General features: G+C 62.8%; 15 protein-coding genes. 7 read left to right on the top strand and 8 right to left on the bottom strand.

Annotation, left to right across the window (positions count from 1 at the left end):
• The first annotated feature begins 8 nt into the window (after nt 1–8).
• From VHD36_04295 to VHD36_04275, 5 genes are all read left to right on the top strand, one after another.
• Nucleotides 9–1,004 carry a substrate-binding domain-containing protein gene (locus VHD36_04295; protein HVU86515.1) on the top strand — a complete coding sequence of 332 codons (996 nt, stop codon included), beginning with the start codon at nt 9–11 and terminating at the stop codon, nt 1,002–1,004.
• Between the two features lie 63 nt (nt 1,005–1,067).
• Complete coding sequence (gene ispG / locus VHD36_04290) at nt 1,068–2,219, top strand: (E)-4-hydroxy-3-methylbut-2-enyl-diphosphate synthase (protein ID HVU86514.1); 1,152 nt, start codon at nt 1,068–1,070, stop codon at nt 2,217–2,219.
• A 241-nt stretch (nt 2,220–2,460) separates the two neighbouring features.
• The gene (locus VHD36_04285) at nt 2,461–3,213 is read left to right on the top strand and encodes a glucose 1-dehydrogenase (GenBank protein ID HVU86513.1); all 753 of its coding nucleotides are present in this window, start codon (nt 2,461–2,463) and stop codon (nt 3,211–3,213) included.
• Between the two features lie 68 nt (nt 3,214–3,281).
• Nucleotides 3,282–3,761, top strand: coding sequence for an isoprenylcysteine carboxylmethyltransferase family protein (locus VHD36_04280; GenBank protein ID HVU86512.1), 480 nt, complete (start codon nt 3,282–3,284; stop codon nt 3,759–3,761).
• 228 nt (nt 3,762–3,989) lie between these two features.
• Complete coding sequence (locus VHD36_04275) at nt 3,990–4,781, top strand: DUF1570 domain-containing protein (protein HVU86511.1); 792 nt, start codon at nt 3,990–3,992, stop codon at nt 4,779–4,781.
• 37 nt (nt 4,782–4,818) lie between these two features.
• Here VHD36_04275 and VHD36_04270 read toward each other — a convergent pair whose 3' ends face one another.
• From VHD36_04270 to VHD36_04255, 4 genes are all read right to left on the bottom strand, one after another.
• Nucleotides 4,819–6,372, bottom strand: a complete 1,554-nt coding sequence (locus tag VHD36_04270) for a BBP7 family outer membrane beta-barrel protein (GenBank protein HVU86510.1) — start codon at nt 6,370–6,372, stop codon at nt 4,819–4,821.
• Between the two features lie 715 nt (nt 6,373–7,087).
• Nucleotides 7,088–8,050, bottom strand: coding sequence for a GNAT family N-acetyltransferase (locus tag VHD36_04265; GenBank protein HVU86509.1), 963 nt, complete (start codon nt 8,048–8,050; stop codon nt 7,088–7,090).
• Between the two features lie 116 nt (nt 8,051–8,166).
• Nucleotides 8,167–8,478, bottom strand: a complete 312-nt coding sequence (locus VHD36_04260) for a Rieske 2Fe-2S domain-containing protein (GenBank protein ID HVU86508.1) — start codon at nt 8,476–8,478, stop codon at nt 8,167–8,169.
• Nucleotides 8,479–8,599: 121 nt separating this feature from the next.
• Nucleotides 8,600–9,526 (bottom strand): lysophospholipid acyltransferase family protein, encoded by a 927-nt coding sequence (locus VHD36_04255; GenBank protein HVU86507.1) that lies wholly within the window; start codon nt 9,524–9,526, stop codon nt 8,600–8,602.
• 704 nt (nt 9,527–10,230) lie between these two features.
• Here VHD36_04255 and epsC point away from each other — a divergent pair.
• Complete coding sequence (gene epsC / locus VHD36_04250) at nt 10,231–11,187, top strand: serine O-acetyltransferase EpsC (GenBank protein ID HVU86506.1); 957 nt, start codon at nt 10,231–10,233, stop codon at nt 11,185–11,187.
• Between the two features lie 111 nt (nt 11,188–11,298).
• Here the strand turns inward: epsC and VHD36_04245 are convergent, their stop codons facing one another.
• Together VHD36_04245 and VHD36_04240 are read right to left on the bottom strand one after the other, a co-directional pair.
• A complete protein-coding gene (locus VHD36_04245) occupies nt 11,299–12,546 on the bottom strand; it encodes a PQQ-binding-like beta-propeller repeat protein (protein ID HVU86505.1) in 1,248 nt (415 codons plus the stop codon).
• A gap of 213 nt (nt 12,547–12,759) precedes the next feature.
• The gene (locus VHD36_04240; protein ID HVU86504.1) at nt 12,760–13,926 is read right to left on the bottom strand and encodes a DUF1570 domain-containing protein; all 1,167 of its coding nucleotides are present in this window, start codon (nt 13,924–13,926) and stop codon (nt 12,760–12,762) included.
• A 477-nt stretch (nt 13,927–14,403) separates the two neighbouring features.
• Here VHD36_04240 and VHD36_04235 point away from each other — a divergent pair, with 477 nt between their 5' ends.
• Complete coding sequence (locus VHD36_04235) at nt 14,404–15,018, top strand: HEAT repeat domain-containing protein (GenBank protein HVU86503.1); 615 nt, start codon at nt 14,404–14,406, stop codon at nt 15,016–15,018.
• 62 nt (nt 15,019–15,080) lie between these two features.
• Here VHD36_04235 and VHD36_04230 read toward each other — a convergent pair whose 3' ends face one another.
• Together VHD36_04230 and VHD36_04225 are read right to left on the bottom strand one after the other, a co-directional pair.
• The gene (locus VHD36_04230; protein HVU86502.1) at nt 15,081–15,503 is read right to left on the bottom strand and encodes a DUF3365 domain-containing protein; all 423 of its coding nucleotides are present in this window, start codon (nt 15,501–15,503) and stop codon (nt 15,081–15,083) included.
• Between the two features lie 220 nt (nt 15,504–15,723).
• Nucleotides 15,724–16,158, bottom strand: a complete 435-nt coding sequence (locus VHD36_04225) for an Rrf2 family transcriptional regulator (GenBank protein HVU86501.1) — start codon at nt 16,156–16,158, stop codon at nt 15,724–15,726.
• Nucleotides 16,159–16,429: the final 271 nt, after the last annotated feature.

Here is a 16,429-nt window from a genome sequence, read left to right as displayed (position 1 = left end):
GACCGGCGGTGAAGAAACTGTTCCCCCTTCTGGCGTGCATTATCTTGGCCGCAGGTTGCGGTGCCGAAGCCCCCTCGGGCGGCAGCGGCCCCCGGACGGGACTGCTGCGCATTGCCGTCATTCCCAAGGGGACCACGCACGAGTTCTGGCGATCGGTGCACGCCGGCGCCGAGAAAGCGGCGCAGGAATTGGGCGGCGTCGAAGTGATCTGGAAAGGGCCCTTGCAGGAAAGCGATCGCGAAGGGCAGATTTCGCTGGTGCAGGATTTCGTCACCAGTCGGGTCGACGGGATCTGCCTGGCGCCCTTGGATTCGCAAGCACTGGTGGCCGCCGTGCGCAGCGCCAAAGCCGAGGGGATTCCCACCGTGATCTTCGATAGCGCCCTGGCCGACGAAACGGACATCGTCAGTTACGTGGCGACGGATAATTTCCGCTGCGGCGAGCTGGCGGCGCAGACCATGGCCAAAATGCTCGAGGGCCGGCCCCATCCAAAGGTCATCCTGCTGCGATACAACCCCGGCAGCGAAAGCACCGAGCAGCGCGAAGAAGGATTTCTCAAAGGGCTCAAGCCGTTTCCCAATGTCGAGATTCTCTCCAGCGATCAGTTCAGCGGTACGTCGTTCGAAGACTCTCTTTCGGTCAGCCAGCAAATGCTGCTGAAATACGGCGACCAGGTCGACGGCATCTTCACCGTTTGCGAACCGAACAGCACCGGCATGCTCGGCGCCCTGCAGGGACATGCCGAGTTGGCCGGCAAGGTGAAGTTCATTGCCTTCGACCCCAACGCCCGGCTGATCCAGGCCATGCGCGAAGGGACCGTGTCGGGCATCGTCTTGCAGGATCCGATCAAGATGGGATACCTGGGCGTCAAAACCTTGGTCGAGCACGTGCGTGGCAAATCGGTCGAAAAGCGCGTTTCCACCGGCGAGTTCATTGCCACGCCCGAGAATATGGATCAGCCGGAAATGGCTGCGTTGCTCGCACCGGAAAAATCTGCCAATTAAGGCCCGCCCTCGTTTGCGGTTACGAGATATCGTAGTGCCGCAGGAAAATCGGAGTCGAATTCCGTGGAAGTCAAGCGAAACCCCACTCGGGCGGTCCGCATTGGTTCGTGTACGATCGGCGGCGAGAATCCGGTGGCCGTGCAAAGCATGACAGCCACGCATACGCAGGACATCGCGGCCACGGTCGGTCAGGTGAATGCCTTGGTCGACGCCGGTGCCGACGTGGTGCGGATCGCGGTCGACAACGGCAAAGACGCGGCGGCCCTGGCCGAGATTCGCCAGCAGACGCGTGCCAATCTGTCCGTCGACCTGCAAGAAAACTATCGCCTGGCCACGGAAGTCGCCCCGCACGTCGACAAAGTGCGCTACAACCCGGGCCATCTCTACCATCATGAGCGCAGCAAGCCGTGGCAGGACAAGGTGCGCTTCCTGGCCGACGTGGCCGGCGAAAACGATTGCGCCATGCGCGTCGGTGTGAATTGCGGCTCGGTCGATCCGGCCATGGCCGGCAAGTTCGCCGAAGACGATTCGATCTCGCCGATGTTGGCCAGCGCGCTTGCCCATTGCGAGCTGTTGGATTCGCTCGGCTTCACGCGGTACTGCGTGTCGCTCAAGGATTCGGATCCCGCCAAGGTCATCGAGGTGAATCGCCGTTTTGCCGAGGCCCGACCCGACGTGCCGCTACATCTCGGCGTGACCGAAGCGGGCATGCCGCCCGACGGCATCATCAAGACCCGCATCGCCTTCGAGCAGTTGATCAGCCGCGGCATCGGCGACACCATTCGCGTTTCGCTGACGGTGCCGAACAACCGCAAGCCCGAGGAGATCGCGGCGGGCCGCGCCATCCTGGCCGACATCGCCGCGGGCAGGGTACGCAGCGTCGTCGATTTCGGCCTGAACACGCTCAACATCATCAGTTGCCCTAGCTGCTCGCGCGTCGAAAACGAGGCGTTCATCGAGCTGGCCCAGGATGTCAAGCAGATGACCGAATACGCGCGCCAGCACGCCATCACGATCGCCGTGATGGGCTGCCGCGTGAACGGCCCCGGTGAAACGGACGATGCCGACTTGGGCTTGTGGTGCGGGCCGAACTTCGTGAACCTCAAGCGTGGCCCGGCCGAGCTCGGCGCGTTTCCCTACGACGCCATCTTGCCCCGCTTGAAGCAAGAGCTCGATGCGCTGATTGCCGAGCGGACGGGTGCAGGCGCCACCTGAGCTTCTCGTCTGACGCGCGGTGGGCGGCGTCTCGCTGCGCTGTCCTGTTCGTCAGGTCCGGCCCAGACGTCAAGCAATTGCTGCGCGCCGGCCTCCCTTCCCCGCGGTTGCGAGCGTCTTCATCGCTGGTTCCGCACTTGTGAGGGATAGGCATCCACGGCGGTACGTTCCCAGGACTTGTCGCGTCGCCTACGATTCTCCTGCAATCAGCGCGGTCACACATAGCACAGGAGAACTCGCAATGGCTGGAAAACTTGCCGGCAAAGTCGCCGTCGTTACCGGCGCATCGAAGGGCATCGGCGCCGAAATCGCCGCCGAGTTGGGCGCCGCCGGTGCCGCGGTCGTCGTTAACTATGCCAAGAGCAAAGAGGGAGCCGATCGGGTCGTGGCCACGATTCAGAAGGCCGGCGGCAAAGCCCTCGCCGTGCAGGCCGACATGTCAAAGGCCGCCGATATCGAGAAGCTGATGGCCACGGCAAAGAAGGAATTCGGCCGCCTGGATATCTTGGTCAACAACGCCGGCATCTACGAATTTGCCCCGTTGGAAAATATCACCGCCGAGCATTATCACAAGCAATTCGACCTGAACGTGCTCGGGCTGCTACTGGCAACGCAGGCGGCCGTGAAGCAGTTCGATGCGGCGGGCGGTTCGATCATCAACATCAGCTCGGTCGTGGCTGCTTCTCCCGTGCCGGGCGGCTCGGTGTACAGCGCGACGAAAGCGGCGGTGAATGCCATTACGCGATCATTGGCCCAAGAGCTGGGACCCAAGAAGATTCGCGTCAATTCGATCAATCCTGGCATGGTAGAAACCGAAGGCTTTCGCGCGGCCGGCATTGACGAGAGTGAATTCCGCACGCAGGTCGAAGCGCACACACCACTGGGGCGCATCGGCCAGCCCAAGGATATCGCTCCGGCCGCGGTGTTTCTCGCCTCGAGCGACTCGGAATGGGTCACCGGCGAATCGTTCTACATCTCGGGCGGATTCCGCTAGGCAAAGCTCGACCCCATTTAAAAGTGCAGCCCAGGAATACTGGTGAATCAAAAAAGTCGAGGAGCAACATGGCTCAGCAAGCTGCAGCCGAAAAATCGAGTCCACGGGTCCGCGTCGTGCCACCAGTGTATCTGTTAGCCGCCGTGGCGGGCATGATCGTGCTGGCCTGGCTGGTGCCGGGGCCGACCATCATTCCTGCGCCCTGGAATTGGCTCGGCCTGGTACCTCTGTTGGGAGGGATCGGGCTGGGGGCGGTCGCCGCCCGGCTCTTTGCCCGGCACAAGACAGCCATCCGACCGGGTCACACGTCAAGTCACCTTTTGACCGCTGGCCCCTACCATTGGACCCGCAATCCGATCTACGTAGCCATGACGGTGCTGCTGGCAGGCGTGGCCCTCATGCTTGGCGTGCTCACTCCCTGGCTGTTGGTGCCCGTCTTTGTCGCCGTGATCGCCGTGAATGTTATTCCCGTCGAGGAAGCGATGCTGGGCGAGACGTTTGGCGAGGAGTACCGCGCCTACCAGGCGCGCGTGCGGCGCTGGATTTGAGACCGATGTCGGCATCGCTAGCGAACCAAGGTTCGCGCATTGCGAAGCGCCGGCCCCAGGAGCCACTTGCAGGCATGAACGTGGCACTGCTAGCACGAACCCGGCTTGGCCTTCTGCCAATTTCGCCGACTTGGTAACATTCCGCCCGCCCGGTAGTGGGCGTTTGGGAACCAGTAAAGGCGAACAGTGGTTCATCCTTCAGGGGTCACGATCTCTCGACGCGGTTTCGTGTCGGGAGCTCTTCTGGCTGCGATAGCCGCGGGTTGCGCGAGCGTCATCGAGCGTTCCGCGGCGCTCCCGGTGCGCCATGCGGTGGTGCTCGATCAGCTAGTGATTCACAGCGATTCGCGCCTCGCCAAGCAGGATCGCTTGTTCGATGAGCTGCGCGCCCTGCGTGAGGCGCTGTCCGCCACATTGGCCCTGCAACTTTCCAAAGAACCCATCCACGTATACCTGTTCGAGAATGAGAAGCGTTTCAAGGCGTTCCTGGCGAAACATTACCCCGAATTCCCGGATCGTCGCGCCTTCTTCGTGCAGCAGGAAAACTCACTGGCCGTGTACGCCCACCGTGGCGATCGTGTGGCCGAGGATCTGCGTCACGAAGTTACGCATGGCTACCTGCACGCGTCGTTCCCCTCGCTGCCGTTATGGCTCGATGAGGGATTGGCCGAATACTTCGAAACGCCGCGCGGCGACGCGGGCTTGAACCGGCCGCATGTGACGCTGCTCAACACACTCATGACTCGTGACGGCTGGCGTCCCAACCTGACGAGGCTCGAACAAATCACGAGCGCCTCGGACATGAAGCAGGCCGATTACGCCGAGTGCTGGGCGTGGATGCACATGCTCCTGGAAACGATCCCTCAGCGCCGCGAGCTGGTGCAAGATTTCTTGCGTACCATCCGCCGCGATGGACCGCCTGAGCCGCTGTCGACCGTCGTGGCGCGTTCGATGCCGCATCCCGACCAGGTGCTAGTCGACCATCTGACGCAGCTGGGCAAATCGCAAGGGACGAATTAGCGCCCACCCCGTCGAAGTCGGTCGGTCTCTGCAGGGCTTAGTAACGCAGCTCCACTCCGCAGCTGACGCCCTGAATCAATAAGCCGCTCTCTTGAAAGCGAAACGTCGACGGCACGGCCACGCCGGACAATTGGACGGGGTTGAATGCGGGATTGATTTGCTCGCCGGGGCGGGCCACACGGTTCCAAAACAAGAGATCATAGCCCACCCGCGCGGTCCAGCGCGGCGTGATCGAGTAAGCGAGCTTCAACTCGAGTTGCGGCACCACCGCGAAAACGTCGTGAACGTAGCTCCCGATGTTCGACGGGACGGCGAACAAGCCTGCTCCGCCCGCCTGTGACAGTCCCGACGACGAGCCCGAGATCGTGGCGTGCTCCGACGTCGTGCCCAGCCCCAGCCGGCCGATCGTTTCCCAGTTCCAGCGGCCACGTTGGTTCCAGGCGTACAGGCCGAAGTTGCCGCCATAAAAGCTATTCGTCGTGCGAAACGCGTCGGCGGTGGTGGCGCCGCCCGTAAGGTCCGTGAAGCTGTTCATCGTCAGCTTTTCGTATAGCCCCAGGTAGCGAAAGCCGACGAGTCCGCCGAAGCGAAACAGGCCGCCCCCTTCGGTGCGATTGCTGAAGCTGTCGCGCATCAGGTGGGCCCCGGCACCATTGAAGAAACTCGTTTCCTGCGCCGTGATCGACGCGGACGCCACGCCCGGATAGCCGAGCAGGTAGGCCGTTTGGGTGCCGTTCGAGAGATCAAAATGCGGCGTCGCGATGATGGGCGTACTGTCCGTATTGGCACTGAACGAGGTGTTGTTGCCACCGAGTCCGAACCACTCGAGCTCGAAGCGCGCCGAGGGCGCAATCCAGGCGCCCAGCGTGATTCGGGCGCCCATCTTCACGCCGCCATTCGTTGGTTGATCACCAAAAATCACGCTCGTGCCGGGCTGGCCTAATACGCCCGCTTCGTTTGCGGGCGTGCCGACGGGGCTGGTCGTGACCAAAGGCGGCAAATGGTCGCCGGTGAACCACCAGGCCAGGTACTCACCGCGGACGTAACAGGGACAGTACTGGCAGCCGCCACCGGTCCAACCGCCAGAGTAATAGTTCGAGCCGATCCATTTATCGAAACGTTGCACATCGATCGAGGGCGCGGTCGTGGCCCCCGTGCTAGCCGCGTCGGCCATCGCCTGCGCTTCGGCAGGAGGCTCGGTAGGAGCCGCTTGCGGAGGCCCCGCAGGCGGCGCCGGAGGCGCTGGCGGAGTTGGAGTTGCCGACGGAGCACCGGCCGAGGCGGCGGCTCGTTCAGGCACATACACCACGCTGGGCTGCTGCCCGCCAAGGGATTGTTGCGCCATGAGCTGAATGTTGGGATTGGCAATCGGTGCGCTCGGCGCGCCAGCGAAGGGCACGGCCGTCACGTTGCCCAGCGGAGGCGGCGCTACGGGGAACAATCCCACAGCGGGAGCTGGCGCGGCGATGCGAGCATCCCCTTGTGGCTGCACAATCGGTTGCAGAGCCGTCGCAGCAGGCGCAAGCGCCGGTTGCTGTGAATAACCCATTGCCGGCGGTGGCCCCATAGCGGGCACTGTGTTCGGCGCCATCGTCGGCGCGACTGGACTGGCGGCGGGTGGTTGCGCCGCGAAGCTTCCAGCGCTCATTGGCGCTACGCCAGGAGCAACCGAAGATGATTGTCGTTGATCGGACATGGACGGAACGATCCGCTCGCTGCCGATCGTGCTGCCGTATGGCTGCGCGACCGCCGGTGTGGTCGCGAGACATGCCCCGAGCAAAATAACTCGCGCAAATATCTGCATAACGCCTTCGGGGCCTTTCGCCCTCACCATGTTGTAATCTCGCTGCGCTGTCGTTGAGCGCGCAGCGGCGGGTATCAACTCGCAACCGTTGGCACGCACGCGCCGGGCCCGGGCCGGCGTGATGGTCCCTACGCGTGACGAGCCATGTCCTGGCGCGGTACAGGGCGCGAACCATTGCCGAGTGGGTCGAAAGGTTTGCTCGCGCGAGACGCCCTTTTGCGTCCTGCGCTTGCGGGCAATGGCCGGCGGGTTTCGGCCAGACTTTGAACTCTCCTACCGGCACTATCGGCAGGTCCGCTACAACCGCTCCAAGCGCTCGCCCACGAATATTCGCTGCAATCGCGAAATGCTCACAGCGGGCTAACAGATGGGTAAGAAGCAGAAAATGTTCCGTGCGCGCGGCCCAAACTTGAAATGCGCTCTGACCGCGCCAGGGGCGGAAAAGTTTGCGCAGATTACGCCGCCAGAGGGAGGCATGAACGCTTTCGCGGCCTGCGAATTCTCAGACAGCGGGGCCTTCCTTGCGGTAGGCGATTCCCTGGTCGACCTCGCGAAAGCCGAGCTTTTCATAGAGCGCGCGGGCGGCCGCGTTGCCCGCCATGGTCGCGACCTCGACCAGTCCGATTCCCTGGGCGGCGAGACGACGAACCGCGTCACCGAGTAAAAACGTGGCGAGTCCTCGCCGCCGATGGTCCGAAGCGACTTCCAACTCGAACAGGCCCGCGGCCTGCACACCCCAACCGGCTGCGAATGTTTCCAGCAACCAGAATCGCGCAGTGGCGACGGGGCACGATTCGTTGCGCTCGCAAAGGTGAAAGGCGATGACCTGAAAGTGCTCGAGCGCGCACGCTTCCCACCAGTTGCGCGGGAGGGCGTCGGAAACCTCTTCGACGATTGAAGTGCGGCGGATTTGCATTTGCGCCCGATCGATCGGCGGCCGGAAGCTCGCCAGCTCTCGCTCGAGCATGACCACGCGATCGATTTCTCGATAACCATGCGCCCGGTAGAGGCCATTGGCAAAGGAATCCGAGGCCAGCACGCCGGGCATTTCGCTGCCACCGTATAGTCCACGATAAAAGGGGTCGAGCGGTCGGATTCCGCCCGCGTACAGTACCCCCGCGCCGCGCGAGCGCAGATACTCCTCGCTGCGGGCGAGCAAGTCAGGGCCGACGGCGCTTTGCTGAGACTCGGGGCGCACCAGCAAGAGTGAGGTGACCCCGAATCGTCGATTCAAACTTTCGGCGTTGTCGGTCGCACCGAAACCGGCGTGTACAAACCCGACGGCGGTGCGGCCGTCGAAGGCGACGATCAAACCTTCGTTCTCGAAATACGGCTTGGCCAGCACCAACTGCTCGAACAGTTCGACCGAAACGGGTTGCGCCAGGCCGCGCGCACGCGGCTGGGATCGCCAAACCTCGATCAATTGCGGCGTATCATGGTTGCGAAACGAACGATAGCTAATCAACGTTGATCACTCGACTAGTGGGCTGGTCTTGCGCGGTCATCTTGCGGCCACGAGCGAAGTGCGGTTTGGTTTTGACAAATGCCTGCGATTTCCGGGCCGCCTTCGCCGCGCCGTCGCTATGCGCCTAAGTCGATCCAGATCGCTTCGTTCTCAATGCGCACGGGAAACGCGGGCTGACGGATGGATCGGCTCAGCGAATGCTGCCCGGAGCGCACGTCGAACTGCCACCCATGCCACGGGCACGTAATGATCGTACCTGTCAGGCATCCTTTGCCCAATGGGCCTCCCTGGTGCGGGCAGACGCCATCGAGCGCGTAAATCGAGCCGTCGACGTTGAACAAGGCCACGATGCGATCCTCGACGACGCATTCCAGTGCCGCACCCGGCGGACATGCGCTCAGCTCGGCCGCACGAATCCAGCGTGACATGACGGCTTGCCAGGACCTACGGACAAGTTTCCTGCGGGCATGCCACGCGCACGCCACCCGAACTTCGAACCACCGACGATTATAGAGGCATCCGCCTTCGCGCACGAACGAGAGCGCGGCCTCATGCTGCCTGGCGGCTGCGCTGCTTGGGATTTCGGCGGTCTTTCCACCGATCGTGCAACCACCAGTATTGATCGGGTGCCAGGCGGACGAAATCCTCGATCGTGCGGCTGTACCATTGCGTCAGCGGGCGAACGCCCGTTACCGTGCGATCCGTGGTACTGCGCGGATCGGCCACGTCACAGATCGTGAGTTCGTATTTGAGAGGCTCCCCCAGGCGCATCGCGTAGCCGACGGCCATCGGCGCATCGTTATCGAGAGCCAGCAGTCCGATCGCCTTGTGGGCCGAGGCGGGGCGCCCAAAAAATTGCACCCAGCAGCCCTTGGTTCCGGCGTACTGATCGGCCAGAAAGGCCATCGCGCCTCCGCCGCGCAGCACGGCCTGAATCTGATCGTAGCCCCCCTTGGTCGGAATGATGTGCTGGCCCGTCGCGCCGCGAAAACGTCCGACGAACTGGTGCAAGTACGGGTTATCGAGCGGCCGCGCGACGGTGTACGTCGGAAAGCCAAGAACCCCGAGCATGAAGCCGCACAGCTCGAAATTTCCGAAGTGGCCGCTCACGAGAATGACCGGCCGACTATCGAGCAGCACGCGGACCAACAGGTCGGGATCCTTCAGCCGCACATAGTGTCGCCAATTCGTTTCGTGAATCTTGCGCGGGGCATGGGCCACCTCGGCCACGAACAGAAACAAATGCTTCCACATCCGCTTGGCCAGCCGCCGGCGGCGGCGCTCGTCGAGTTCCGGAAAGGCGTGCCGCAGGTTTTCGTCGACCAGCTTGCGCCGTAACGGAATTACGTCGGTCGCGATCGTGGCCAGAACGTCGGCCAGGCGCTCGCACGTCTCGATGCGCACCGCTTGCACAAGGCAAATGAACAGCCGCACCGCGATGTAAGCCAGGTAATGAAGCGTCTTCTCGAGCGACACGCTGCGCAGTTCTCGCGAAAAACCACGCGCCAGATTTACCAGGGCGGCCGGCGGTGGAGGGATTCGGTCATCTGAGGAAGTTCAAAGCCCGCGGATTGTGCCACGAACCTGCGACGGCACAAAGAGCGGTTTCCGAGTCGCCGTGCGCCACGACCAAGGCGAGTGCCCCGATCGCTAGCGCTTCGGGCCGTTGTGGGACGATGCCTCAGCGGCAATGCCCGAAGTACCCGTGAAGTTCGGCGAATGGTCAGTATGCCAGCAAACGTCAGCCGGCCGCGTGCTAGCTAACTCCTGTCCGCAGGCCGTGTTAAACGGCCTGCAATCAATAAACTTCCAGCGCTACCCCCGCCGATGAGAATGCCTGGAACCTTGATTTTGCCCAATGCCACTTCTACGATTCACCCCGTAAGGGGGCTTTCAGTGGTTCTGCGGCCGCGAAGCACCGCACGTTCGGTCGCAACCCAGCCCATCTACTCGCCAACCAAGACGAAATGCCCGCTCGCACGACCATGACCGATGGCTTCCGCACGTGGCACGTCTCACCTCGCACGCACGCGGTCGCGCCCTGCCGCTGTTGTTGTCCGGGCTAACCGGACACCCTTCGCACTCCGTCGTTCTCGTTGCGTGTTGATTGCCCGATTGTCGAATATTGTTTCGGCGCGCCTCGATCCAACTGTACCCGCCGGCACAGAGAGCAATCCGCCATGGCCACTGACGCCCGTCTGAAAGAGCAGCTTCCCGATCTCACCGAGCGCATCGTTGATACCTTTACCGAGGTGGGGACGATCAACCACCTCGGGCACTGCCCGCTACCCAACTACGATGTGATCATCCAGGTGATCGAAGACCTGCAAGAGATCATCTATCCCGGCTACCGGCGGCAAGAAGGCCTGCACCAGGGCAATGTAAGCTACTACATTGGCGCGCTGGTCGATCGCTTGCACGATCGGCTGACGACGCAAATCGGCCGTGCGCTGCGCCACGAAGCTCGGGCACCTTGCGAAGGCGAGCAGGCCGTGGATTTCGAGGCGCTCGGCCAGGCCAGGACCGTCGAGTTCCTCAAGCAACTACCCGAGCAGCGGCGCCTGCTCGCGCTCGACGTGCAGGCGGCCTACGACGGCGACCCGGCCGTAAAAACGCCCGATGAGGTCATTTTCTGCTACCCAGGCCTGGTGGCGATTACGGTTTATCGCCTGGCCCACGTGCTGCACGAACTCGACGTGCCGCTGATTCCGCGCATGATGACCGAATGGGCTCACGGGCGCACCGGCATCGACATTCACCCCGGCGCGACGATCGGCAGGCATTTCTTCATCGATCACGGCACCGGCGTGGTGATCGGCGAAACCTGCGAGATCGGCGACCACGTGAAGCTCTACCAAGGCGTGACGCTTGGCGCGCTCAGCTTCCCGACCGATGGTGAAGGGCACATCGTGCGTGGCAACAAGCGCCATCCGACGATCGAAGATCGCGTGATCATTTACGCCAACGCGACGGTTTTGGGAGGACAGACCGTGATCGGAGCCGATTCCGTCATCGGTTCCAGCGTGTGGCTGACGCGCAGCATTCCGCCGCGGACGACCGTCGTCCTGGAAAAGCCGCGCCTGCGGATGCGCGGCGAGCAAGTTGAAGAAGAGCCCGAGCTGAATTACCAGATCTGAGGACTTGACTTTGGCATCACAAGTCCGAAGCGCCAGCGACGGTCTTTCGCCTTCGCCTCGCTGGCGCTTCGGGCTGTTATTTTCATGTATTGCCTGTGAATGCGGCGCGGTTTACGGCTTCCGCACGTCGTAGACCAAGAGCTTGTCCTGGTCGCGCAGGTACAGCCGGCCGTCGGCCACCACGGGGTGCGGCCAACTGGGGGCGTCACTCCGCTCCGGCTGTTCGAAGCGGCCGTGCAGCTCGAAGCCGTCCGGCTTGGCCGCTACCAGGCTCACCAGTCCCGCCTCGCTGCGGCAGTACAAGAGGCCGTCGACGCAGACGATCGAGCATTTTCCGGAGCTGCGATCGGCCCATTTCACTTCGCCCGTCGCAAGGTCGAGGCAGGTGAGTACGCCCGGGTCGTCGCTGCCGTAGAGATATCCGTCGACCACGACATAGCCGCCGTGGTGGTTCTTCATGCGCTTGGTGAAATACGCTTCCTGGGCCTCGAACTTGCCCGCGCCGCCGGTAACTTTCACCATTCCGCCCCCCGTGCCGTAGCCGCTGGCGGCGAAGACCTGGTTATCGACGCACACCGCTGTGGCACAATTCGCGGTGCCGTTGGCCGGCGCGTCGTAGCGCCACAGGAACGTGCCATCGGCGGCATTGACCGCGATCACTCCCTTGGCCGTGAACTGGATGTATTGCTTCACGCCGCCGATGTCGGCGCGAATGATCGACGAGTAGTGAGCCGGGTCGCCGACCTTGGCCTTCCATACCGTTTCGCCCGAAGCCTTGTCGAGCGCCGCGATCGTGGCTTCGCTGCCGCCGGGCGTGCAGAGGACCCACGGCCCGTCGACCAGCACCGATTCGCTGTAGCCCCAATTGGGAATGGCGCCGCCGAACTCGCTGACCAGGTTACGGCGCCAGATGCCCGCACCGTTCTTGGCATTCAGGCACACCAGGTCGCCGTTGATGCCCAGCACATAAACGTTGTTGCCATCAACCGTGGGTGTAGACCGCGGGCCGGGATAGCCGGCTCCTTCGTGCCGCACCGGACCGATGGGTGCCGACCACAGTTCGCGCCCTTGTTCGCGCGCGCTTAAGGCCAGGATCATTTCCTGGCCGTCGCGGTTGCCCATCAAGAAAATGCGGCCGTCGGCCACAGCGGGCGTCGAAAAGCCGATGCCCATGCCGGCCGCCTGCCAGGCGAGCTTCGGTCCCCCGTCGGGCCAGTCGGTTAATAGTCCACGCTCGCGCGAGACGCCTGTTCGCTGTTGGCCACGCCAGGCGGGCCAATCGTTGGAAACGCGCGGCACCGGGGCCGCGCCCAGCTGTGTACTCACGATCAACGCGGCGAACAAACCGTAACGCTTCATAAGGGGCAATTCCTGGCGAAGGGGGGCGAGGAGGGCTCGCTCCGCGAGCGACAAGGCTCGACAACGAGCAAAGAACACGCGGTCGTAAGCGGGCGGGGTCTTGCGGGGCAGGCTTGGGCACGGGGCCCGAGGTTCAACAGACCCTATTGTGCATACACGATCCGGCAGGGCAAGCGCCGCGTCACGGTAGCCCCCCGCGCGTGCCGCGGGGCGCTAATGCAGCATCTTCGCCATATACCGCTGAAAATCGGTATCGAGCGCCGTAAGGTTCCCGAAGGCGGCGGTGAATTCGGCCAGCCGCTCGCTCGGCTCGTCCCAGATCAATTGCTTTTTCGCGGCCAGCACTTGCAGATAGGCCCGATATTGCTTGGGCCGCTTGTGAATCAGGAAATAGTTGAGCGCCCAGGCCTCGGCGTAGGCGTCGAGTGCTTTCGAGGTGTCGCGGAATCGGCTGTCGTCCGCAATAAGGCTGCGCAAACTGTCGGGGCCGCGGCGTTCCGCGTAGTCGGCGAAGGCCGCCAGTCGCGATTGATTGATCCCGCCGAAATCACGCCATCCCTTGGGACTGGAAAGGTCCGGCGTCTCGAAATAGACGGCGATTCCTTCGCTAATCCACAGCGGTATGTCGGCGTATCGTGTTTGCAATCCGCAGTTGTAAGCGATCTGGTGTGTGGCCTCGTGAATTACGGTGGCCACGGTGCGCTCGGCATCGGGGCGCGAGAGCATGAGATTGATCTGCGCCGGCGAGCCGCGCCGATCGCCCGGAGCGCGCAAGCTCTCGATGCCCGTCAAGTCGTACATCGTCATGCGGTTCGTGGCCAGGCTGTAGTAACCGATGATCGACGAAGCGGCTTCGCCGAGCTCAGCATGCGCGAAGTGCGCATAAGACGCCTGGTCGGCAAACACGATGGCCACCAGCGGAAATTCCGGGGCGCGCAGCTCGAAGCCTTGCCGCGTCCAGTAATTCGTGAATGCCCCGTACAGCCGCTCGAAGAGCGACCCACACCATTGCGCGTAGGCCTTCGATGTGTTGTAAGCGATCAGGTAGTGCCTGGTCGTATGAACCTCGAAGCCCGCGGGCAACTCGGCCAAGAGCCGCGAGGCCAGCTCGTTCGAGGAGTAGGCTTTGAAGGCGTCGGTGTCTTCGGAATGCGAAACCAATTCCTCCGGCGGCACGGTACAGAGCGCGCCGTCGGCCGACATCACAAGCAATCCGCCATCCTCGGCCGTGACCAGTACCTGTCCCAGAATGGTCTGCTCGCGGTCGTTCTTGCGCAGCACGATTTTGTCCAGCGCGCGCGCCGGCACCAGAGCGCTTGTGGCAAGCGCCACGAGCAGCGCACCGCTAAGCGTCGGCAGGGACCACCGCAATCCGACCATGGGAAGCTAATTCGGGCGTTAAGGATGCTGGCAATGCTGCCGGTCGTCGGCCGGAACACCTACTTCCTACGGTAGCAGAAGAACCGCGTAAGTGTACGCCCGCCAGGCAGTGTCGGCTCGGGCAGCGGCAAGGATTTGGCCTGGATTCGCGGGTGTAGAATCTAGGGGTCTGCTGGGTATCGGGTCAATGGCGACCCGGCGGAAACCGCGATGCCGCTGCCGCGGGCCCAAAACAGGTGTACCCGGGTACCGGAAGCGCCTCGGGTGCTGTCAGGTCGCCGGTACCACGCGGCTCGTCGGCGGAATCGTCTTGGCGGTCGTCCGGAGGCCGTGTATAGTCCGCCCTCCTTTCACGGTCGGGGGCGTTCTGCCCCGGGTTCACCTCATATTCGGTCTCGCATGCGCACTGGGCACACCCGGCATTTGCTAGCGCTACTGTTGAGCGTTGGGCTCGCTAGCGGCTGCGCGCAAATGCACATGCCCAAGAGGCCGACCTGGCTGGGCGGCAAAAAAGAGGAGCCCGGTCCCAAGGTGATCACACCGAAAGACAAGATGGAGCAGATGCGCGCCCTCAGCGACAACGCCAAGAAAATGACCCCCGAGTTGCAGCAACGCGTTTCGGAAGAGCTGGCACAGGGCATTGCCCATGAGCAGGATCCGGTTCTCCGCGCCCAGGTTTTGCGCACCTTGGGACATTTCCCTAACGAGAAATCCGGCGCGATGCTCGCCGCCGGACTGCACGATCACGAGCGCGACGTGAGAATCGCCGCCTGCGAAGGGCTGGGCCGGCACGGCGGACCACTGGCCGCCACGGAGCTGGCGCGCGTCCTCGCCGAAGACGCCGACATGGATGTCCGCCTCGCTGCAGCGCGTGCCTTGGGGGAAGCCAAAGCCAATGCCTCGCTGCCAGCCCTCGGCGACGCACTCGAAGACCAGGACCCGGCCTTACAGCATCGAGCCATGGCGTCGATCAAGCAAATTTCGGGGAAGGATTTCGGCAATGACATAGGGGCCTATCGCGAGTTCGCCAAGAGCGGACAGGCGCCGGAGCAGCCTTCGTTCATCGCCCGCATCTTCAAGCGATTCCAATAACACTCGCGATCGACCCCTTTTTCATCGTCTCTGCTGCCCTGCAACGCGGCGAGCGCGCCCCGTCAGTCGATCTTCAACGTGTAGCTGAGTGCGCCGATCGGCTCGTTGGGCTTTGCCTGCTTGTAGTGCTCGTGGCACATCGTGCATTTCGCCAGCACGACCGGTATGGGCGTCGCGGCGCGCAGGAAACGACTGCCATCGCGGTCCACGATCTGTTCATGCCAGGTTTCTCCCGCGAGGAGTTGCTTGACCGCTTCTTTTTCGAACGCGTCTTGTGGCGAGTTTTTCTCCTCGATGGGCTGGCCGGTTGCGTCCAACAGCCGCACTTCGTGCCATCCTTTCTTCTTCATCGCGTCAAACAGCGCGATTGCCGCCGTGCCGGCCGGCAGGTCGGAATCGACCTCGACGTAGTGCTCGGTGATCAGCACTACGGCGGTCTTGTAGAGGTCGTCGAGCATGCGCGTGGTCTCGCGAGCGCGTTTCACGGCCGTGTCTTCTTTCGCCGGTTCGCCGGCATCGACCGAAAATCGAGGCGCTAAAAGGAACGCACCTAACGCTGCGCCAGACACCGCCACAACCAGCCATGAACGAGAACGAGACAACATGACGACTTCTCCAGAAGGACAGGTGGGATCGAACGATGCGGGGCGGCCCGCGGCCGCCGAATCAGGGCGTGAAAGCAGGGCAGGATCGACTCGCGCGTGGTCAGCGCAGCTCGTAGACCGGCAAATCGGCCAATTGGCCCCCTGGTTGAACGATGTCCGACAGACGCACGCTGTTGAGGTACTCCCGTTGCAGCCGTTCCGCTTCGGCCAGCACGTCGCGCAAACGGCATTGCGGCTGAATGACGCACACCTTGGGCGTTGCCACGCATTCCAAAAGATGCATGTGCCCCTCGAAGGCCACGATGACTTCGCCAATGCGGATGTCATCGGGGTCGCGGGCCATCTCGATGCCGCCGCCGACCCCGCGAATACTGCGCACGTAACCGAGACGTCCCAGCCGGTGGACAACCTTGGCCACGTGGTGGGGCGAGATGCGGTAGAAGTCAGAGACATCGTGGATGTTGGCTCTGCCGGGCTTACCGACGAGGTAAATCAGGGTTCTCAGGGCGTAATCGGTAAGCAGGGCGAGTCGCATGGCGATTTAGTTAAAACATGTACCTGTTTTACATGTTTGGCAGGATAGCCAGTCTCGCCATGCTGGTCAACCTGTTTGCAAGGCAAACTAAACCCTGCCCGCCCACGCACCCCCGGCTGTCTGAGTTGGTCGCCGATCGCTCGCTGCCCGCGTGCACCGAAGTCATACAATGCGAACGCCTTGTGGCGATGCCGATTGCAAGCCTGCTATCCCCTTTGGGCATTTGCCTGCACGCGTCAAGGGCTGGTCGCGCTTCATCCGATACAACAGT

This window comes from Pirellulales bacterium (assembly GCA_035546535.1).
Classification (GTDB): domain Bacteria; phylum Planctomycetota; class Planctomycetia; order Pirellulales; family JACPPG01; genus JACPPG01.
Note: the sequence above shows the minus strand (reverse complement) of the source record. Positions and strands in the feature narration are given on the sequence as shown.